This is a genomic window from Anaerocolumna aminovalerica (assembly GCF_900115365.1).
Lineage (GTDB): Bacteria > Bacillota > Clostridia > Lachnospirales > Lachnospiraceae > Anaerocolumna > Anaerocolumna aminovalerica.
In genome coordinates this window covers 39,253-59,477 of record NZ_FOWD01000027.1, presented here as the reverse complement: position 1 = coordinate 59,477, position 20,225 = coordinate 39,253, and the positions used below count along the sequence as shown (strand labels likewise).

The following is a 20,225-nucleotide window of genomic DNA, read 5'->3' as shown; positions in this document are numbered from 1 at the left end:
GGTTCAGAACGTCGTGAGACAGTTCGGTCCCTATCCGGCGCGGGCGTAGGATATTTGAGAGGAGCTGACCTTAGTACGAGAGGACCGGGTTGGACGAACCGCTGGTGTATCGGTTGTCATACCAATGGCATGGCCGAGTAGCCAAGTTTGGAAGGGATAAACGCTGAAGGCATCTAAGCGTGAAGCCCCCCTCAAGATGAGATATCCCATAGCATAAGCTAGTAAGACCCCTCGAAGACGACGAGGTAGATAGGTTAGAGGTGGAAGTGCAGTAATGTATGCAGCTGACTAATACTAATAGGTCGAGGGCTTGACCTAAAGAATTGTTCATAGAAACGGATAATATAATGTTTAGTATAAAAACAATGAATATGAAATAAACCTGTAGTTTATCAATTTTGATACTGCAGGTTTTTTTATTTTAGCAAAAAGTAAGATACTTACTTCTCTTGTTTCTCTTGTGATATTACTATTTTTTGCTAATAATAAAGAATAGATTTGAAATATGTTGGAAAATGTACTATAATGTCAATAAAGTAAAATGTCGATATACTAAAAGAGAAACCATAATTTTGTAAAAGTAAAGTTAATAATGATTTGTTGAAATACTTTATTTGGGTTAGAAACACAAAAGGAATCAGAGCGATTAATTATAAAGATTAAAATAAAGATGAGTCATAAAGATTAAAATAAAGATGAATCATAAAGATTAAAATAAAGATGAATCATAAAGATGAATTATAAAGATGAATTATAAAGGTTAATCAAAAGATAAATCATAAAGGTTAATCAAAAGATGAATTATAAAGAGTAACCATAAAAATTGATCATAAGGGCTAATAAAAAAGACGAGTAAAAAAGAATATAAAGATAATTTAAGAAAACAATTAGATAAATGAAACATAACGGAGGATGTAAATATGGATACTGGTATTTTATTGGAAAGCGGAACCAATGAGCTTGAAATATTGGAATTTAAGGTAGGAGAAAACTATTACGGAATTAATGTTGCTAAAATAAGAGAAATATTACCTTATCAAAAACCTACTATTGTACCCAATGCTCATCCATTTATTGAGGGGATTTTTATGCCGAGAGATATGGTTATTTCTGTTATTGATTTAGCAAAATGTATGCATTTGCCCGAATCAGAAAATAGATCCTCTGATATGTTTGTAGTAACAAATTTTAATAAGTTAAATGTTGCATTTCATGTACATAGCGTTGTTGGTATACACAGAGTATCTTGGCAAGACATTAATAAACCCGACGAAACAATCAGTACCGGTAAAAATGGTATAGCCACAGGCATAATCAAAAAGGATAAGAAGTTAATTATCATTCTTGATTTCGAAAAAATAATATCTGATATTAATCCTGAAACAGGCTTAAAAATATCGGATGTGGACCATTTGGGTGTAAGAAAGAGAAATGATTCCCCTATTCTTATTGCGGAAGATTCTCCTTTGCTTAATAATCTTATTATTAATTGCCTGACAAAAGCAGGCTACACAAATATCATTAATACAGCCAATGGACAGGAAGCATGGAACAAATTATTAAAATTTAAAGAAGATAATAGTGTTGATAGAAGTATAAAGTGTGTTATAACTGATATTGAAATGCCCCAAATGGATGGCCATCATTTGACTAAACTGATTAAGGACGATGCAGAGTTAAAACATCTGCCAGTAATTATTTTTTCTTCTTTAATTAATGATGATATGAAGCGAAAAGGGGAGTTACTAGGAGCAGATGCCCAATTAACGAAACCTGAAATAGGTACATTAGTGGATGCCATTGACAGACTTATTCTTCATTAAATAAATATTTAATAATTTATTTACATTTTTATTTTAAAGAAAAAGGGAATATAGTACTATATTAATATGGTATATCTTGCAAGTTAATGTACTATATGGTAAAATTTTGATGACTAATAATTAATAGGTGGTGGATTTGTGGCTAAATGTAAAGTATGTGGTTCAGAATTTCAAGGAGAATCAGAATACTGTGAGAATTGTTTCAAAGAAAAAAAGGATTTTTCCAGTGAATCATATCTAGATGGTCTGCTAAAAGGTATGGTGAATCAACCTAATACGAATCAACATATTAATATTAAGAAAAAGGCATCTATAAAAAATGATACTGCAAATGATAAAGTTGAGATAGAAAATAACGCTGAACAGGAAGAGAACAACTTGGAAAATATAAAGCATACTTCGGAAGAAAAAGAACAATTAAATAATGATGTAGAAGATATTCTTGCATTAATAGAAGAAGAGCAAGATATATTAGCTTTGGAAGAAGATGGTGATATAAACGAAGCCGTTAATGCGGAGGGTGATTCTAATAGCGAAATTTTAAGCCTTCATAATAATTTTGATGAAGATATGAATGAAGAAGAGAATACACCGGATTACCAAGAATCTTCTAACAAAGAGGATAATAATAGCTCACCTGTGGCTGATTTTGACACCATGAATGAAGCTGATGATGATTTGGTGGCTTTGTTAGGTATGATTACCGGCCTTGAGGAATCTGTTAATGAAAACAGGGAAGATATTTTTGCATTAGAAGAAAATGAGGATAATTGGAATCAGGAATCATTAAAGAATACTTCTGTGGCTGAAGAAAAGTCATCTGAAAGTAAAGGTTCTCAAAAAGAGATGGGTTCTATAGAAGTTCAGGAACAAGAAACTGGTAGTATAAAAAGTAACAATGATTTATTAAACGATATTTTATCCGTGGACAATATTGATGAAAATACGATTCAACCTGATCCAGATAAGAATCCTGGAGATTTGGGTGAAATATTTTCTGATTCTTTAAGTGCAATTTATTCATTGAACGATCAGGATTTAAATGTAGAGAATATTACATTAGATCAACCGGAAAATCGTGAAGAAGTTAAAAAGAAAAAATGGGAAAAGGTATTTGGTTCTAAAAAAGCAGCGAAAGGTTCAGAAGAAGGGGAAGAGCCAAAGAAAAAGGAAAAAGTTAAGAAAAGTAAGAAAAAGAAAACGGATAAATCAAAAACTAAGGCAGTTGCAGCCGATAAAGATAATCTTGATCAGGAAGATGGACAAGATACTAAAAAAGCTGCAAAAGAGAAAAAGCTAAAAGACAAAAAAGACGCGAAAGCCAAGAAAGAAAATGCCAAGAAAGAAAATGCTAAGAAAAAAGCTGAAGCTAAAAAGAAAAAACCTATTGTAAATGAGGTATTGGAGGAAGAGGATACAGGAAGGATCAGTAAAGCAGGAACATCATTTGCATTAATCTTTTGTGGTCTGGCGGCGGCCTTTGTTATAGTGGGAGCTAATTTATATACTTATTCTATTAATATAAAAAAAGCAGAGCTGGATTTTGAAAGACAAAGATATACAGATGCTTATTACGAAATATATGGATATAAGGTAAAGCCTAAGGACATGGAACTTCATAATAAGATTATGACTGTTATGTATGTTAACAAGCAACTTAATTCTTATTATAATTACACTGGTTTAAACAAACAACCGGAAGCTTTGGACTCTTTACTAAAAGGTTTAGCAAGATATGAAGAAAATATAGATACAGCGATTTCACTGGGAATAGAAAAAGATATGGATGATCTAAAATCACAAATATTAGCTGAACTAGATAACAAATACAATATAAAGGAAAAAGAAGCATTAGCAATTGTTTTTTCCGGGAATCAGGAAGAGTATACTCAATATATTCTAAATACAGTTGCTGAGAAAACAAATTAATTGTTGCAGGAAATCTTATAGTAGAGTAACATAAAGAATAGCGAATATTTCGTTATTCTTTATTTGCATTATTACCCTTTAAGACCATAGTGTGAAAAAAAGCATCTTCACTCTTTTACTTTGAGATGGTGTTAGCAGTAAAGAGGAAGTGTAGACTAACAATCAGAAGGGTATATATAAATTATTTACAGCAGGAAGGAAAGTATGCTATTCCTCGTTAAAAGTTATTTAAAGCTCCCTTCAAAGAAAGTATTGAAACGGTATGGGAGAAAAATTTACCGGAATGAACAGACAAATTGGAACGTAAATAACAGTGGTTATTAGGAAAGGATATAATAGTATGATTGCAGTTATTGATTATGATGCAGGTAACTTAAAGAGTGTTGAGAAAGCTTTGATTTATTTAGGAGAAACAGTGACTATTACAAGGAACAAAGAAGAAATCTTAGAAGCTGATAAAGTTATATTACCGGGTGTAGGTGCATTCGGGGATGCCATGGGAAAACTTCATAATTTTGGCCTTGCAGATGTAATCAAAGAAGTTGTAAATCAGAAGAAACCTTTATTAGGCATTTGTTTGGGACTTCAATTACTTTATGATAGTAGTGAAGAATCTGCAGGAGTAAAAGGTTTGGGACTTTTAAAAGGGAAGATACTACGAATTCCGGATTGTGAGGGTCTTAAGATTCCCCATATGGGATGGAATTCTCTAGATATAAAATCAGGCGCAAAATTATATAAAGGTATTGAAAATCAATCCTACGTTTATTTTGTACATTCCTATTATCTGAAAGCAGAAGATAGGGATGAGGTGGCTGCAACTACAAATTACAGTACTTTAATTCATGCTTCCGTGGAAAAAGACAATATCTTTGCCTGTCAATTTCATCCTGAGAAGAGTGGAGAAATTGGATTGAAGATACTGAAAAATTTTGCAGAACTGTAGGAGGATGAAATATGTTTACGAAAAGGATTATACCTTGTCTGGATGTTCACAATGGGCGTGTTGTTAAAGGAGTTAATTTCGTTAATTTAAGGGATGCCGGAGATCCGGTAGAAATTGCTGCTGCATATGACAAGGCCGGAGCAGATGAATTAGTATTCTTAGATATTACTGCCTCATCAGATGCAAGAACCATTAAAATGGATATGGTACGCAGAGTTGCTGAAACAGTATTTATTCCATTTACAGTAGGTGGAGGCATACGTACAGTAGAGGATTTCAAACTGATATTAAGAGAAGGAGCTGATAAGGTAGCTGTTAATACGGCAGCCATATTAAACCCTGATTTAATTTCGGAAGCAGCAGATAAATTCGGAAGTCAATGTGTAGTTTTAGCAATAGATGCAAAACGTCGTAAAGATGGTTTAGGTTGGAACATCTATAAGAACGGCGGCAGATCAGATACGGGCATTGATGCTGTTGAATGGGCAATTAAAGCAAATAAACTTGGTGCAGGAGAAATATTGGTGACCAGTATGGATAAGGATGGTACCAAAGATGGTTATGATTTAGAGCTTACCCGCATCATTTCAGAAAATGTATCAATTCCTGTTATTGCATCAGGTGGTGCAGGAAACCGGGAGCATTTTTATGATGCTTTAACAGAGGGAAAAGCAGATGCAGCGCTGGCAGCATCATTGTTCCATTACAAAGAATTAAAAATTTTGGATTTAAAGAAGTTTTTAAAAGGCAATGGTATTAGTGTAAGAATATAGCTTTAAAGGAAGTTCATTCGTTCTTTATAGGTGATTGGTAAAAATTCAATGCAAGCAGGTTGAGACGTAGAATAGCAGCTATGGCATATTACACTATTTTACCGGATATTCACTTGAACTGATTGATAAAGCTTTTTCTGTACACTAATGAATATATAAGCAATAGGAGAAATATAAAAATGAGTGCAATTACAAATGATTGGTTAACTGCCATAGGCAATGAATTTCATAAGGAATATTATGCAAAACTTTATAATTTTGTAAAATCTGAATACAATAAATATCTGATTTTTCCAAAGGCAGATGATATTTTTAATGCTTTTCATTTTACTCCCTTAAAGGAAGTAAAAGTGGTGATATTGGGACAGGACCCCTATCACAATGATAATCAAGCTCATGGCTTATGTTTTTCTGTAAAACCGGAAGTAGATATTCCACCTTCCCTGGTAAATATCTATAAAGAATTACAGGATGATTTAGGTTGTTATATACCAAACAATGGCTATCTTGAAAAATGGGCAAAACAAGGGGTTTTAATGCTTAATACCGTACTTACTGTGAGAGCACATCAAGCCAATTCCCATCAGGGAAGAGGTTGGGAACAGTTTACCGATTCCGTAATAGAAGCTGTAAATAAACAAGATCGTCCAATTGTATTTTTACTTTGGGGCAGGCCTGCTCAGGCAAAGAAAAAAATGCTGAATAATTCGAAACATCTAATATTAGAAGCACCACATCCCAGCCCTTTGTCTGTATATAGAGGTTTCTTTGGCAGCAAGCCCTTTAGCCAAACGAATGATTTCTTAAAATCTCATGGAATAGAGCCAATTGATTGGCAGATTGAAAATATTTAAATTACATAAAAATAAAAAATGATGTTTATATTTGAATATTATTCAAGAATTTTTAAAACAATAATTCTTAATGGGTTAAAATTTTGAATAGATTATAAGAAAATGTAGAAAGTATAAATTAGTAAAAAAAGTTTATATTTTATTTTACGCATTTATGCATATTTAGTTTTTTCATGCAATGAAAATTTATGTTTTGATCTGTGAATTCGACCATATTTAACTAATTTAATGTTTTTTCAATAAGTACTTGACATTTATCTATTATACCAGTATAATAGTTGTAATTTAATAATCGCCAAAGATTTAATATATAAATCTAATATAAGATGATAAAAGCGATGATAAGAATAAGTAATATTTAGTAATCCAAACAGAAAGTAACCGGTTGATGAGAGGTACATGGCAGGCTGAATATGAATACATCTTTGAGCTTCACACCGAACAACAAGTATTAAGTAGGCTGTGACGGATTCCCGCACACGTTATAGTGCTAGAGTATTACCCATCATGTATGGAGTACTTGAAGAGGTAGACAATGTGAGTTGTCTATAAACTTAAGGTGGTAACACGAGATTATGCTCTCGTCCTTTTGATAATGAAGGATGGGGGCTTTTTTATTATTCAAGTTTTATTAAGTTCCTGGAAGTCTTTGTATACGGATATTGTTTACTTAACTTGATAAATCTAAGTAATTCTTCAGCATTTTTGATTCTTATTAATGGCTATTTATTAAAAATAAAAATGTAAGGTTAAAGGCGCTAAAGTGCCGGAATCGAGGTTATTATGAAGAAAACAGTAGAAGAACAATTTAAGATCATTACCAAAGGTGTAGAAAGAATGGTTAATGAGGAAGACCTAAAGAAAAAGCTGGAGAAATCATTGAGAGATGATAAGCCCTTAATAGTTAAACTTGGATTGGATCCAAGCGCACCGGACATTCATTTGGGTCATGCTGTGGTATTAAGAAAAATGAAGCAGATGCAGGATTTAGGACATCAGATAGTAATTGTTATCGGTGATTTTACTGGAAAGATTGGAGATCCAACAGGTAAAACTCAGGGCAGGAAGGCATTATCACAAAAAGAAGTGGAAGAAAATGCAGAAACTTACAAACAGCAGATATTTAAAATACTAGATCCAGAAAAAACAATGGTTCGCTTTAATAGTGAATGGCTGGGGGAACTAAAATTTGATTCCATATTAAAATTAGCTTCCACTACAACAGTTGCACGAATGCTGGAAAGAGATGATTTTCACAATAGATATACCAATAATTTTCCTATTGGACTACATGAATTCTTTTACCCTCTAATGCAGGCTTATGACTCTATAGAGTTAAAAGCTGATATTGAACTAGGTGGTACGGATCAGACATTTAATATCCTTATGGGAAGAACCTTGCAAAAGACTATGAGCCAAGAGGAGCAGATAGCTTTATTTATGCCCATACTTGAAGGATTAGATGGTGTAGAAAAGATGAGTAAAAGCTTAGGCAATTACATTGGAATTTATGAGCCGGCTCATATAATGTTTAAAAAGGTAATGGAGATTCCTGACAGCTTAATTATTAAATACTATGAATTAGCTACAGATGTACATCCTGACGATATTGAAGTTATTAAGAAAGAATTATCAACAGGTAAGAATCCAAAGGATGTAAAATTCCAATTAGCTAAGGAAATCACAGCTTTATATCATACTACCCATGACGTTGAAGAAGCCATAAAGTACTATGAAGCAGCATTTACCAAAAAATCTATACCGGATATAATTCCAGACTTAGTTTTAGATGACAATAAAGACTTATTAAGAGATATCATTCCCCTTTTAGTCAAAGAAAAACACATTCAAAGTGGAAGTGAATTCAGAAGACTGCTAAAACAAGGTGGAGTTCAAATAAATGAAGAGAAGGCTGAAGAACCGGATTTGGATATGGTATTAGCCTGCGGCGATGTAATAAAAATTGGGAAAAAGAAGTTTGTAAAGATAGTAAAATAATATATAACTAAGTTGTTATGGAATTTACTATAAACGTGTTATTATGAAGTTTGAGGAGACAATTCCGGCAAAATGCTCGTATCAACTGAAAAATGCGCTTAATATGTATCTACACTCCCACTTATTATCCAAAACCCTATTTAGAATGAATAAAGCCAGGCTGCTGCAATCTCACTTTCTCCCGTTTGTCAATTTTCAAATAAAAACCTCCCGGAAGCTAAAACCTCCCGGGAGTCCATATCAATAACCAATATACATTATTCCACATCGTCCGCTTTCTCTAAATTCTTAGCAGCATTAGCCAACATAAGCTTAATTCGGTTAAGCTGGTTAACTTCACTGGCTCCTGGATCATAATCCACTGCTACAATATTGGACTCAGGATGTCTTAACCGAAGTTCTTTGATAACACCCTTACCAACAATATGGTTTGGAAGACAAGCGAAAGGCTGTGTACAAACAATATTATTAACACCGGAATGAATTAACTCAACCATTTCACCGGTTAAAAACCAACCTTCACCTGTTTGATTTCCGATAGAAACAATAGGAGAAGCATATTCGGCAAGTTTTTGTATCTTTACCGGAGGTTCAAAGCGGTTACTTTTTTCTAAAGCGATTCGTGCTTCTTTTCTACAGTATTCTAATACCTTAATGAGAATATTATTTATAGTGGCGGTGGACTTTTTGAAGCCCAAATATTCTGATTTAAAGTTTGAGTTGTAGAAAGAGTACATGAAGAAATCCAGTAAATCTGGAACAACTGCTTCTGCACCTTCTGCTTCCAATAATTCAACTAAGTAATTATTAGCGGCAGGAGAGAACTTAACAAGTATTTCTCCTACAATTCCCACTCTAGGTTTTTTAATGTCTTTAAGGGGAAGAGTATCAAAATCCTGGACAATACCCCTTATATTACGTTTAAATTCACTCCATTTACCATTAGCAACAGATACTTTACAGATTTCTTTCCATTTATCATGGAGTGCATTTGCAGAACCATATTCCAATTCATAAGGTCGTGTACGGTATAGTACACGCATGAATACATCACCGTATACCATAGCCTGAACTGCACTAACAAGTAACTTTGGAGTTATTTTAAATCCCGGATTCTTCTCAAGCCCCTGGGCACTTAAGGAGATAACCGGTATTTGTTCCATACCTGCTTTTTCTAAGGCCCTGCGAATGAAGTTGATATAGTTGGTTGCACGGCAGCCACCCCCAGTCTGGGTGATTAAGACACCAACCTTATTTAAATCATACTTTCCGGATAAAAGGGCTTCCATAATTTGGCCTACCACCATTAAACTTGGATAGCAGGCATCGTTATTTACGTATTTTAAACCTACATCTACCGCATTACGATTGTCATTTTCCAGTACTTCAACATTATAGCCATGTGCCCGTAATGCCGGTTGGATTAGGTCAAAGTGAATTGGTGACATCTGAGGTGCTATAAGTGTATATTCTTTACGCATTTCTTCTGTAAATATGACTCTGTCATAAGCATTGGATACAATCTTTGCTTTAACCACATGTTTATGATCTCTGTCCCTGATTGCAGACAGAAGAGAACGAATACGTATTCTTGCAGCACCCAGGTTATTTACTTCGTCAATTTTTAAAACCGTATATATTTTACCTGATTTGGATAGGATGTCATTTACCATATCCGTAGTAACTGCATCCAGTCCGCAACCAAAGGAGTTAAGCTGAATTAATTCCAAGTTCGGCATGGTCTTTACGTAGGAAGCAGCAGCGTATAGTCTGGAATGATACATCCACTGGTCAACTACTACTAAAGGCCTGTCAATCTTACCCAAGTGAGAGATACTGTCTTCTGTTAATACTGCCACACCATAGGAAGTGATTAATTCCGGTATGCCGTGATGAATCTCAGGGTCCACATGATAAGGACGTCCGGCTAGGACAATACCCCGTTTTCCTGTTTCTTTCAGGTATTGGAGGGTTTCTTCCCCTTTTTTTCGTATGTCTTCCCTCTCGGCTTCCATTTCCAGCCAAGCTTTATGTACGGCAGCTTTTACTTCTTTATCTGATGTATCAGTTAATTCTTTCATTATTTGAATCAAACGTTTTCCAATGATTTCTTCACTTTCAAAGGAAAGGAATGGATTCTCAAATCGAATGTTGTGACTGCTTAATTCTTCTACGTTGTTCTTAATATTTTCACTGTAAGAAGCAACAATAGGGCAGTTATAGTGGTTATTAGCACCTTCTACTTCACATCTCTCATATGGAACACTTGGATAAAAGATGAAGTCTATATTTTGTTTAATTAACCACATAATATGTCCATGTACTAATTTAGCAGGGTAACATTCCGATTCACTTGGAATGGATTCAATTCCTAATTCATAGATCTTACGGGTGGATTCCGGTGATAATACTACTTTGTATCCCATTTCCGTAAAGAAAGTAAACCAGAATGGATAATTTTCATATTGATTTAAAACTCTTGGAATTCCTACTGTACCCCGGAAGGCCTTATCATCTTCTAGTGGTTCATAGGAGAAGAGTCTCTTTAGCTTGTATTCAAATAAGTTTGGAATATTATCTTTATTCTTTTCTTTTCCTATACCTCGTTCACAACGGTTTCCGGATATGAATTGTCTGCCTCCGGTAAAACGATTAATGGTTAACTGGCAGTTGTTGGTACATCCCTTGCACCTTGCCATGGAAGATTCTACTTTTAATGCATTGATTTTTTCAATAGAAAGTGTGGTGGTTTCTTCCCCATTGTAATGTTCTCTGGCAATCAGTGCAGCACCGAAAGCACCCATAATACCTGCAATATCAGGTCTTATAACCGTACATTGTGATAATATCTCAAAACTTCGAAGCACGGCATCGTTATAGAAAGTTCCGCCCTGTACTACGATATTTTCTCCTAAGTCTTTTGGATCGGTTACTTTAATTACTTTAAAAATTGCGTTCTTAATTACCGAATATGCCAAACCGGAGGAAATATCCGCAACACTGGCTCCTTCTTTTTGCGCCTGCTTTACGTTGGAATTCATAAATACGGTACATCTGGAACCAAGATCAATTGGATTCTCTGCAAATAAAGCCACTTGCGCAAAATCTGCCACTTCGTAATTCAAGGATTTTGCAAAGGTTTCTATAAAGGAACCACATCCGGAGGAACAAGCTTCATTTAGCTGAACACTGTCTACGGAATTATTTTTTATTTTAATACATTTCATATCCTGACCGCCAATATCAAGGATACAGTCTACTTTTGGATTAAAGAAGGAGGCAGCATAGTAGTGGGCTACAGTTTCTACTTCACCTTCATCCAGCATAAGAGCAGCTTTGATCAATGCTTCACCATAACCGGTAGAACAGGAACGTACAATACGGGCACTGTCAGGTAATAAGGTATAAATTTCTTTTATGGATTTGATAGCTGTTTTTAACGGGCTTCCATTATTACTGCTGTAGAAGGAATAGAGTAAAGAACCATCTTCTCCCACTAAAGCAACTTTTGTAGTAGTAGAACCTGCATCTATACCAAGGAAACAGTCTCCTTCATAAGTTTGCAGATCACCTTTCCCAACAGAATGCAGAGAATGTCTTGCTGTGAATTCCTCATATTCTTTTTCGTCTTTAAATAAAGGATCTAAACGGGAGACTTCTGATTTCATTTGGATGCCTGCTGTCAACTTACTTACTAATTCATCAAAAGTGGTAATCCCCTCATATTTACTGTTCATTGCAGCACCCATAGCTGCAAACAGATGGGAATGCTCAGGAGCAATGGTTTGCTCCGGTGTTAAATGTAAAGTTCGAATAAAGGCCTGCTTTAATTCTGTCAGGAAATGAAGGGGGCCACCTAAAAAAGCCACATTTCCTTTAATTGGTTTACCACAAGCCAAACCACTGATTGTTTGGCTTACTACAGCTTGGAAGATAGAAGCAGCTAAGTCCGGCTTTGTAGCTCCTTCATTAATTAATGGCTGCACATCAGATTTAGCAAATACCCCGCATCTTGCAGCTATTGGATATATAGATTTATAATCTTTGGCATATTCATTAAGACCTTCTGCATCTGTTTTTAATAAAGTTGCCATCTGGTCTATAAAGGATCCTGTACCCCCTGCACAGATACCATTCATTCTTTGATCAATACCATTTGTAAAATAAATGATTTTGGCATCTTCCCCTCCAAGTTCAATGGCAACATCTGTTTGAGGTGCATAATCCTGCAATGAAGTAGATACTGCAACTACCTCTTGAATAAATGGTATTCCAAGGTATTTACTGATGGAAAGACCGCCGGAGCCTGTAATCATTGGTGCCAATTCCATATCACCAAGGGCTTTATGTCCATTCTGTAATAGACCCGCTAATGTTTCCTGAATATTAGCATAATGACGTTCGTATTGTGAAAATAGAATGTCATTGTGTTCATTTAATATAACGACTTTTACTGTTGTTGAGCCGATATCTATGCCGAGTGTGTTTATTTTATTCTTTATCATAACATTCGCCTATATAGGCTACCTCCTATAACTTTACTATGTTACTAAAGTGCAGCAAGTAACATAATTTAATATATATTAAGATTACTATATATAGACTGCTATATAATAATCGAGTTGAAAATAGTAGTACTATTATATTACTATCCAAAAGATATCCTGTGCATGTCTGCCTTTTCATGGCCTCTGTTTATGTAAAAAATTACCTATTGGAGTAATAAAGGAAATGAAAATTGATGTATGTTTCATATCATTATAAACTTTTATTCCAACGTGCATGGAATGAAATGTAATCGATATTTTATTATACGCTACTTAGGTTGGAAGTTCAACTGAAATAATCTTAAGCAAAATTAAAATTCTGTAAAATATATTGAAAAGTACCATAAACATGAATTTAATAAGAGGTGTCACCATTATATATTAGTTGGAATATAATATAGTGAATTTATATAATTAAGGGTGAAAGATTGATTATTTCTTTGCTCTGGGAAAGTTGGTCTATATGAATCAGGACGGATTTAATTGCTTTATGTACATGATTGAACAGGGAGATACTTTATATAGTATCAGCAGAAGATACAATGTTCCTCTGGCTCTTATTTTAAGGGCAAATCCATATGCTGACATTTACAATCTGCAAAGGGGAGATGAAATTTGTATTCCTGATATGAACACCAGGCCTCCAGTTGGAATTATGCCTTATGTAGTTCAAGATGGAGATAGTTTAGGAAGCGTCATGTATGAGTCAGGAATTGGATTAGACGATGTACTAAATAATAATAATCCCAATGAAATTATGTTGATGCCGGGCTCCACCTTATATGTGCCCTCTTATGGGGAAGATATCTAATTTGTCCTGCTGTTGATATTAAGATGAATTTATGATGGGGGAATAAGGCCTTATTAAGCAAATGTTATTAATAAACATACCATTAAGTCATTTTGAGCAACACGAAGAATCTTATTTAAAATGTATTTTTTGTCGATTATAATAGATTCTTTGTGAAATACATTTAGGATGTATTTTGCTCAGAATGACATTTTTACGTTTGCAATATATGATGTTTTACATATTAGAATAGATTATTTAAATTTGGAAATATTGAAATAGACGGAAATTGTTTTATTTCCATTAGAATTATTAGAGATTTTTCAAGTAGTTTTTTATTTGACAAAGGGGCGTGTAGAACATATAATTAAGAAGATAAAATTAAAGTGGGTAAATAGGATGTTAATTACGAAAGGAAGTGGAGACGAATGGAAACGGTGCCCGGGAGTACGTATCGACGGTCTGAAAATATTAAATTAAACTGCATTATGCAGCTAAGATAGATTAGTCTAAGTACTTACCCTATGGTGAATAGTATGACTTCTTCAAAAGCTGTACAGCAGTAGAAGGAGCATATAACATGATTGAAATTTTTAAAACACTGGAAGACGGTATTCACCAAATTGATAAAATTGAGGATGGCTGCTGGATTGCAATGACCAGCCCATCTGCAACGGAACTATTACAGATATCTGAGAAATATAATATAGATATTGATCATCTGCGAGCACCTTTGGATGAAGAGGAACGATCCAGAATTGAAGTAGAGGACGATTATACATTAATTTTAGTTGATATTCCCACAATAGAAGAGAGAAATAATAAGGACAGGTATATAACCATTCCCTTAGGTATTATCGTTGGAGAGCATGTTATTATTACTATTTGCCTGGAAGAATCTAAAGTATTAAAAGGCTTTATGGATGGTCGTGTCAGAGATTTCTATACCTACAAAAAGACTCGGTTTATTCTTCAGATATTATATAAGAATGCTTCGGTATTCTTGCAATACTTAAGAATTATAGATCGGAAGAGTCTGGAAGTTGAACATAAACTGCACATATCTACCAAGAACAGTGAATTAATTGAACTGCTGGAACTGGAAAAGAGCTTAGTTTACTTCACCACTTCTCTTCGTTCTAATGAAGTGGTATTAGAAAAGATGTTAAAGATTGATAGCATTAAACAATATGCAGAAGATACTGAACTGCTGGAAGATGTTATCATTGAGAATAAACAGGCTATTGAAATGGCTAATATATACAGTGGTATATTAAGCGGTACAATGGATGCATTTGCTTCGGTAATATCCAATAATTTAAACATAGTTATGAAGTTTTTAACTACTGTAACCATTGTAATGGCTATACCAAACATGGTTTCAAGTTTTTTTGGTATGAATGTACAAGGTATACCATTCAGTGAGGCTCGTTATGGTTTCTTCATCGTTACCGCCGGCGCTTTCCTAATAGCTGCAATTGCTGCACTTATCTTTAGAAAGAAAAATTTATTCTAAAATAGATTGAAAGAAGTGATAAAGATTGAACTTTATAAACAAACTGAATCGAAAGTTTGGAAAATACGCAATTCATAATCTAATGCTATATATAGTTATTTTATATGCACTGGGTTTTTTTCTGCAGACTACTGATCCTCGGATTTATACTGAGTTTTTAATGCTGGATGTGGAGAAAGTATTACAAGGTCAAATATGGAGACTGGTAACTTTTATAATACTGCCTCCAGGTGATAATATATTATTTTTAGCCATTGCCTTATTCATGTATTATTCCATTGGTACAGCACTTGAGAATGCCTGGGGAGCATTCCGGTTTAATCTGTACTATTTCTCCGGGATTTTATTTAACATATTAGCCATAGTTATTATATATCTTGTTACAGGGGTAAGTGTGAGAATGGGTATCACCTATTTAAACAACTCTCTATTTTTGGCTTTTGCTGCTTTATTCCCTAATGTACAATTTCTACTGTTTTATATTATACCTGTAAAAGTAAAATACTTAGGTATTCTTTATGGTGTTGTTACATTACATTCAATATATACTAATTTTATAGGTGGCTACTATTTTATAAGTATTGGAATAGTAGTATCTTTGTTAAATTTCTTAATCTTTTTCTTTTCATCAAGAAATTTTAGAAGTGTATCACCAAATGAATTTAAACGAAAAGCGGAATTTAAACGTAAAGTCAGAAGTGCTAAGAATACGGGAAATGTTGTAGAATTCCAAGGAAGAAAAACAATAACAAGACACAAATGTGCGATTTGCGGCCGAACGGAACTGGATGATGAAAATCTGGAATTTCGTTTTTGCTCAAAATGCGAGGGGAACTATGAATATTGTATGGATCATCTTTTTACCCATGAACATGTAAAGAAGCCAAATGGCGACTAACAATAGGACAGGCATAATTTAATAAGAGGTTTGGCTTAGCAAAAAGGAGAACGTAAATACTCGTTCGAATTTTATAAATATATGTAACGGAAACCTGGTTACATAAGACAAAATTTATAGTTTCATCAGGAGGAAATAGAAATGAATAAGAAGACGAAAATCGTCTGTACATTGGGACCAGCATCAGCAAATGAGGAAATGATCAGAGAGTTAGCTTTAAATGGTATGGATATAGCAAGACTTAATTTTTCTCATGACATACATGAAAATCATTTAACCAGAATTAATGCTATTAAAAAAGTGAGAGAGGAATTAAATCTTCCTATAGCTATACTTTTAGATACTAAGGGACCTGAAATTCGTACTTTAACTTTAAAAGACAATCAAAAGGTATTATTGGAAAAGGGACAAGAGTTTATTTTAACAACAGAAAATATTATTGGGGACCAGCATCGTGCAGGTGTAACTTATACTGACCTGCCAAATGATGTTCAAGTAGGAAGTCAGATTTTAATTGATGATGGACTGATTGAATTAAAAGTAAAGAAAATTACAGATACCGATGTAATCTGTGAAGTCATTGCAGGGGGTGAACTTGGTGAAAGAAAAGGTGTAAATATACCAAATGCAAAATTAAAATTACCTGCAATCACAGAGAAAGATAGAGAAGACATTATATTTGGTATCAATGAAGGTGTTGATTTTATTGCAGCTTCTTTTGTCAGAAATGCAGAAGCTATTCGTGAAATTAGAAAAATACTTAATGACTGTAACTCTGACGTAGCAATCATTGCTAAAATTGAGAATGCAGAAGGTCTTGAGAATATTGATGAAATCATCGAAGAAGCAGATGGTATCATGGTTGCCAGAGGAGATCTTGGTGTTGAAGTTCCTTCAGAGGTTGTACCATATATCCAAAAGACAATTATTCAAAAATGTAATGATGCTTTTAAACCGGTTATTACAGCTACACAGATGTTAGACTCCATGATTCGTAATCCAAGACCAACCAGAGCGGAAGCTACAGATGTTGCCAATGCAATCTATGACGGTACTGATGCAATTATGTTGTCCGGTGAAACCGCAGCAGGAAAATACCCTGTAGAAGCACTTAGAATGATGGTTAAAATTGCAAAAGAAACAGAATCCCATTTGGATTACACCAATATTCTAAAGAATAATAAAGAGCAAAGATCAAAAAGCATATCCAGTGCTATTTGTTATTCCGCTGTTGCAACAGCAATGAGTATTAAAGCAAGCCTTATCATCGCTTCCAGTTTTTCAGGATATACAGCAAGAATTGTATCCAAGTTCAAACCGGAATCCTATATCATAGGGTTATCTCCCCTTGACAGAACTCTTAGGAAAATGCAGATTTATTGGGGCGTAACTCCTCTTAAGACTCAGGAAGTAAACTCTACGGACCACTTATTAGAGGAAGCAGTAAAAGCCGTAGCTGATAATAACTATGCCGAAAAGGGAGATACACTGATATTAACAGCAGGGGTACCTGCAGGCAAAGCCGGTATAACTAATATCATTAAGGTGGTTACGGTTTAATTTATAGTTCCATAACAAGTATTTGCAAAACAAACTCTTTTATGCAAAGAACATGGTAAAGTAAGGTTGAAAGAATTAAATTCTTTCAACCAAAAGATTTTGCTAGCACAATCTCCGGACTTTGAAGGGAGCAAGGTTATAATCATGTTGAATCTACTGAGGAAAGATTATAAAGAGCTGGTAAGCAATAAAAAAATAATATGGATGATTTTATTGGTGCTTATTATATTTATAATAAGCACTAATTATAATGCAAAGAAACCTCAGGAAACTAAACCTGTCTCTAAAATTCAATTTGCTCTTACAAATTCTGATAATTCTCCTTATTCCAAATTACTAATTGAATATTTTAAAGAAAGTGAAAGTTTTTCTTCCTACATAAATGTGGTTGAAGGAGACCGGGAAGAACTTCTGGAACAATTTAATCAGTCGCAATTCGATGTTTATCTGGAAATTCCCGAGAATTTTGCAAATAATTTAATGATTTTAGAGCATAATCCGGTAAAAGTTCTTATTAATTCCAAAGACCCCGTAAAGGCAGTCTTGTTAAAGAACCTGTTAGAAAGTTATGAAACGTACATAAGTGCAGTAGAAATCAACTGTGTGGGATTATATGAAGTGATGTCTTTAACCGGTATGGATCAGGAATTAATTAATAAAAAGAATTATGAAATATCTTTGGATCTAATTTTTACTGCTCTAGGAAAAGAAAATTTCTTTCAATACCAGGAAGTGTCCGATTATCCAAGTACCTCTGTTGCCGACTATTATTTTTATTCATTATTGATTATGGCTATTAGTTATGGGGCACTATACGTTGGTTATCAGATGATGAAGGAAAAAAAACAGGGCACTTTTTCCCGCCTGCATACCATAGGATTAGGTACTTATAAAATAGTAATGGAGAAAGTTCTGTTTTCTGCCTTTCTTCTCTTTCTTCCGTCGGCAGCTGCTTACCTGGTTTCTGTCCGGAGTACAGGAAATACATTAAATGCAGAGCTTATACCGGTTATTTTCCTAACGGTTTTATTTTATATATCCCTGGCAATATTCTTAAGCAGTATCTTTCGTAATGTACAAAATTATATGGTTGCAGGAAATCTAATATACTTTTTGTTCAGCATTATTGGAGGTGGAATTATTCCAATTCAGTATCTGCCAAAAGTCTTGAAAGATCTAGCTAAATTGACACCAAATTATTGGATTGAAAAAGTCTGCCTTCTTATACAAAAAGGAATCTTAAATGATGTTTATGGTAAATTTTTAACAGGAATAAGTATGTGTTTGGTTATATTTATTGTGATGAGTATCGCCTTTTATAATAGGGAGGAGGTACGATTGGATGACTAGATTATTTTTCTTTCGACTAAAATTAATTTTGGCAGATAAGCTTAATTGTTTTGTAATTCTGTTTTCTTTTGTTCTCTTTTTACTGTTAATGAGCTCTTTATCATTTGGTGCGGAGGAAAGAAGTAATGTACCTATTGGTATTATGGATTTAGATAGGTCTGAAACTTCCAAAGTCCTAGTAGAGAAAATTAAGAAGATACCGGCTTTCTACGTATATGAAGAGGGAGAAAAAGAGCTAAACCGGTTACTGTTAAAGGAAGAAATAAGTGGAATCTTTATAATCAAAGAAGGTTTTGAGGATTCCGTTAATAAGGGATCCACTGAAAAACTTGTAATGATGAAGTATCTGGAAGGCAATAAAAGTGCTAAGGTGTTATCGGATATATTTGCAGGACCAATGCTTTATCCTATTTCCCTGGCAAAAGGTCTAAAAGAATATGAAGCTTTAAAAAAGCCAGCTTTAGTGAATGAAAAAAAGGAAATTGAAAATAGTGAGATCCAGAATAATTGGTTTACCGGACAAGAATATGTAGATTACATCAATAAATTATCCAAAGCCTCCGATTTTGATTTTGCTTTTGACATTAATATGGTAGACTTAGAGAGTGGGGAGGGTGCCCTGAACCCTTTGGGTAATTCCGTTATATATTTTCAGGTTGTTTTTGGTATTCTGGGAATGCTTATCAGTTTTGTTGCCATGTATATAACAGTAGGTGCAGTAGTAGAGAAGGAACAGGGATTGGACGCAAAGATAAAAATTACCCTGCTAAAACCCGTTTATCTTGACTTAAGCTATATTTTAGCACTAATCACTGTCTTAAGTGGCTTTTCTGTTGGAATTACATTTATTTTAGGCCGTTTTATTGATAACTTAACTTTAGAAAAAAAAGTGACCATATTTGTAGTCATATTCTTATATGCTGTTATAATGGGAATGTGGTTTATGGTTCTGGGAAGGATTAGCAAAAAGGTTAGCAGATATCAAATACTTGGAACTTTATCTATCCTGCTCTCAGGAGTGTTTGGATTTCTTTCCATGGTGGAGGGGCTGATTAAAAGCAGATTACATGGCATTACCATATTACTTCCCAACCGGTGGTTAATAGAAGGAATTACAGACATTGCTTTTCGCAGCTCCAGAGGTTATTCTTGGTTTTGGCGCCTTCTGCTATTGGGAGGAGTACTGATTATAATAAATTGGTTTGTACGAAAGATTCAAAATTCTTGTTGGAGGCGTTAGT

At 34.2% G+C, this 20,225-nt stretch carries 13 protein-coding genes, 1 rRNA gene and 1 other annotated feature; of the genes, 13 read left to right on the top strand and 1 reads right to left on the bottom strand.

The features are described from left to right. From BM183_RS14325 to tyrS, 7 genes are all read left to right on the top strand, one after another. Positions 1-318, top strand: a 23S ribosomal RNA gene (locus tag BM183_RS14325); the annotation flags it as partial. A 602-nt stretch (positions 319-920) separates the two neighbouring features. Next, the gene (locus BM183_RS14320) at positions 921-1,823 is read left to right on the top strand and encodes a chemotaxis protein (RefSeq protein WP_091687560.1); all 903 of its coding nucleotides are present in this window, start codon (positions 921-923) and stop codon (positions 1,821-1,823) included. Positions 1,824-1,961: 138 nt separating this feature from the next. Further along, positions 1,962-3,752 (top strand): hypothetical protein, encoded by a 1,791-nt coding sequence (locus tag BM183_RS14315; RefSeq protein ID WP_091687559.1) that lies wholly within the window; start codon positions 1,962-1,964, stop codon positions 3,750-3,752. A gap of 340 nt (positions 3,753-4,092) precedes the next feature. Then, positions 4,093-4,698, top strand: coding sequence for an imidazole glycerol phosphate synthase subunit HisH (hisH, locus tag BM183_RS14310; RefSeq protein ID WP_091687558.1), 606 nt, complete (start codon positions 4,093-4,095; stop codon positions 4,696-4,698). Between the two features lie 11 nt (positions 4,699-4,709). Continuing rightward, positions 4,710-5,471, top strand: coding sequence for an imidazole glycerol phosphate synthase subunit HisF (gene hisF, locus BM183_RS14305; RefSeq protein ID WP_091687557.1), 762 nt, complete (start codon positions 4,710-4,712; stop codon positions 5,469-5,471). A gap of 179 nt (positions 5,472-5,650) precedes the next feature. Beyond that, positions 5,651-6,325, top strand: coding sequence for a uracil-DNA glycosylase (locus BM183_RS14300; protein WP_091687556.1), 675 nt, complete (start codon positions 5,651-5,653; stop codon positions 6,323-6,325). A gap of 329 nt (positions 6,326-6,654) precedes the next feature. Then, positions 6,655-6,917, top strand: a binding site (T-box leader). 191 nt (positions 6,918-7,108) lie between these two features. Beyond that, complete coding sequence (gene tyrS / locus BM183_RS14290) at positions 7,109-8,323, top strand: tyrosine--tRNA ligase (protein WP_091687555.1); 1,215 nt, start codon at positions 7,109-7,111, stop codon at positions 8,321-8,323. A gap of 257 nt (positions 8,324-8,580) precedes the next feature. Here tyrS and BM183_RS14285 read toward each other — a convergent pair whose 3' ends face one another. Further along, positions 8,581-12,828, bottom strand: a complete 4,248-nt coding sequence (locus tag BM183_RS14285) for a 2-hydroxyacyl-CoA dehydratase (protein ID WP_091687554.1) — start codon at positions 12,826-12,828, stop codon at positions 8,581-8,583. Between the two features lie 505 nt (positions 12,829-13,333). On the opposite strand from BM183_RS14285, the gene BM183_RS14280 reads away from it, so the two are divergent. From BM183_RS14280 to BM183_RS14255, 6 genes are all read left to right on the top strand, one after another. Then, entirely contained in the window at positions 13,334-13,681 is a 348-nt protein-coding gene (locus BM183_RS14280; RefSeq protein WP_091687553.1) for a LysM peptidoglycan-binding domain-containing protein, read from the top strand. A 559-nt stretch (positions 13,682-14,240) separates the two neighbouring features. After that, positions 14,241-15,176: a magnesium transporter CorA family protein gene (locus tag BM183_RS14275; RefSeq protein ID WP_091687552.1), complete on the top strand. Its 936-nt coding sequence runs from the start codon at positions 14,241-14,243 to the stop codon at positions 15,174-15,176. Between the two features lie 25 nt (positions 15,177-15,201). Further along, a complete protein-coding gene (locus BM183_RS14270) occupies positions 15,202-16,074 on the top strand; it encodes a rhomboid family protein (protein ID WP_091687551.1) in 873 nt (290 codons plus the stop codon). 141 nt (positions 16,075-16,215) lie between these two features. Continuing rightward, positions 16,216-17,634 (top strand): pyruvate kinase, encoded by a 1,419-nt coding sequence (pyk, locus tag BM183_RS14265; protein ID WP_091687550.1) that lies wholly within the window; start codon positions 16,216-16,218, stop codon positions 17,632-17,634. 144 nt (positions 17,635-17,778) lie between these two features. Then, positions 17,779-18,984 carry an ABC transporter permease gene (locus tag BM183_RS14260; RefSeq protein ID WP_091687549.1) on the top strand — a complete coding sequence of 402 codons (1,206 nt, stop codon included), beginning with the start codon at positions 17,779-17,781 and terminating at the stop codon, positions 18,982-18,984. Beyond that, entirely contained in the window at positions 18,977-20,224 is a 1,248-nt protein-coding gene (locus tag BM183_RS14255; RefSeq protein ID WP_091687548.1) for an ABC transporter permease, read from the top strand. Before BM183_RS14260 ends, BM183_RS14255 begins: the two co-directional genes overlap by 8 nt. Position 20,225: the final 1 nt, after the last annotated feature.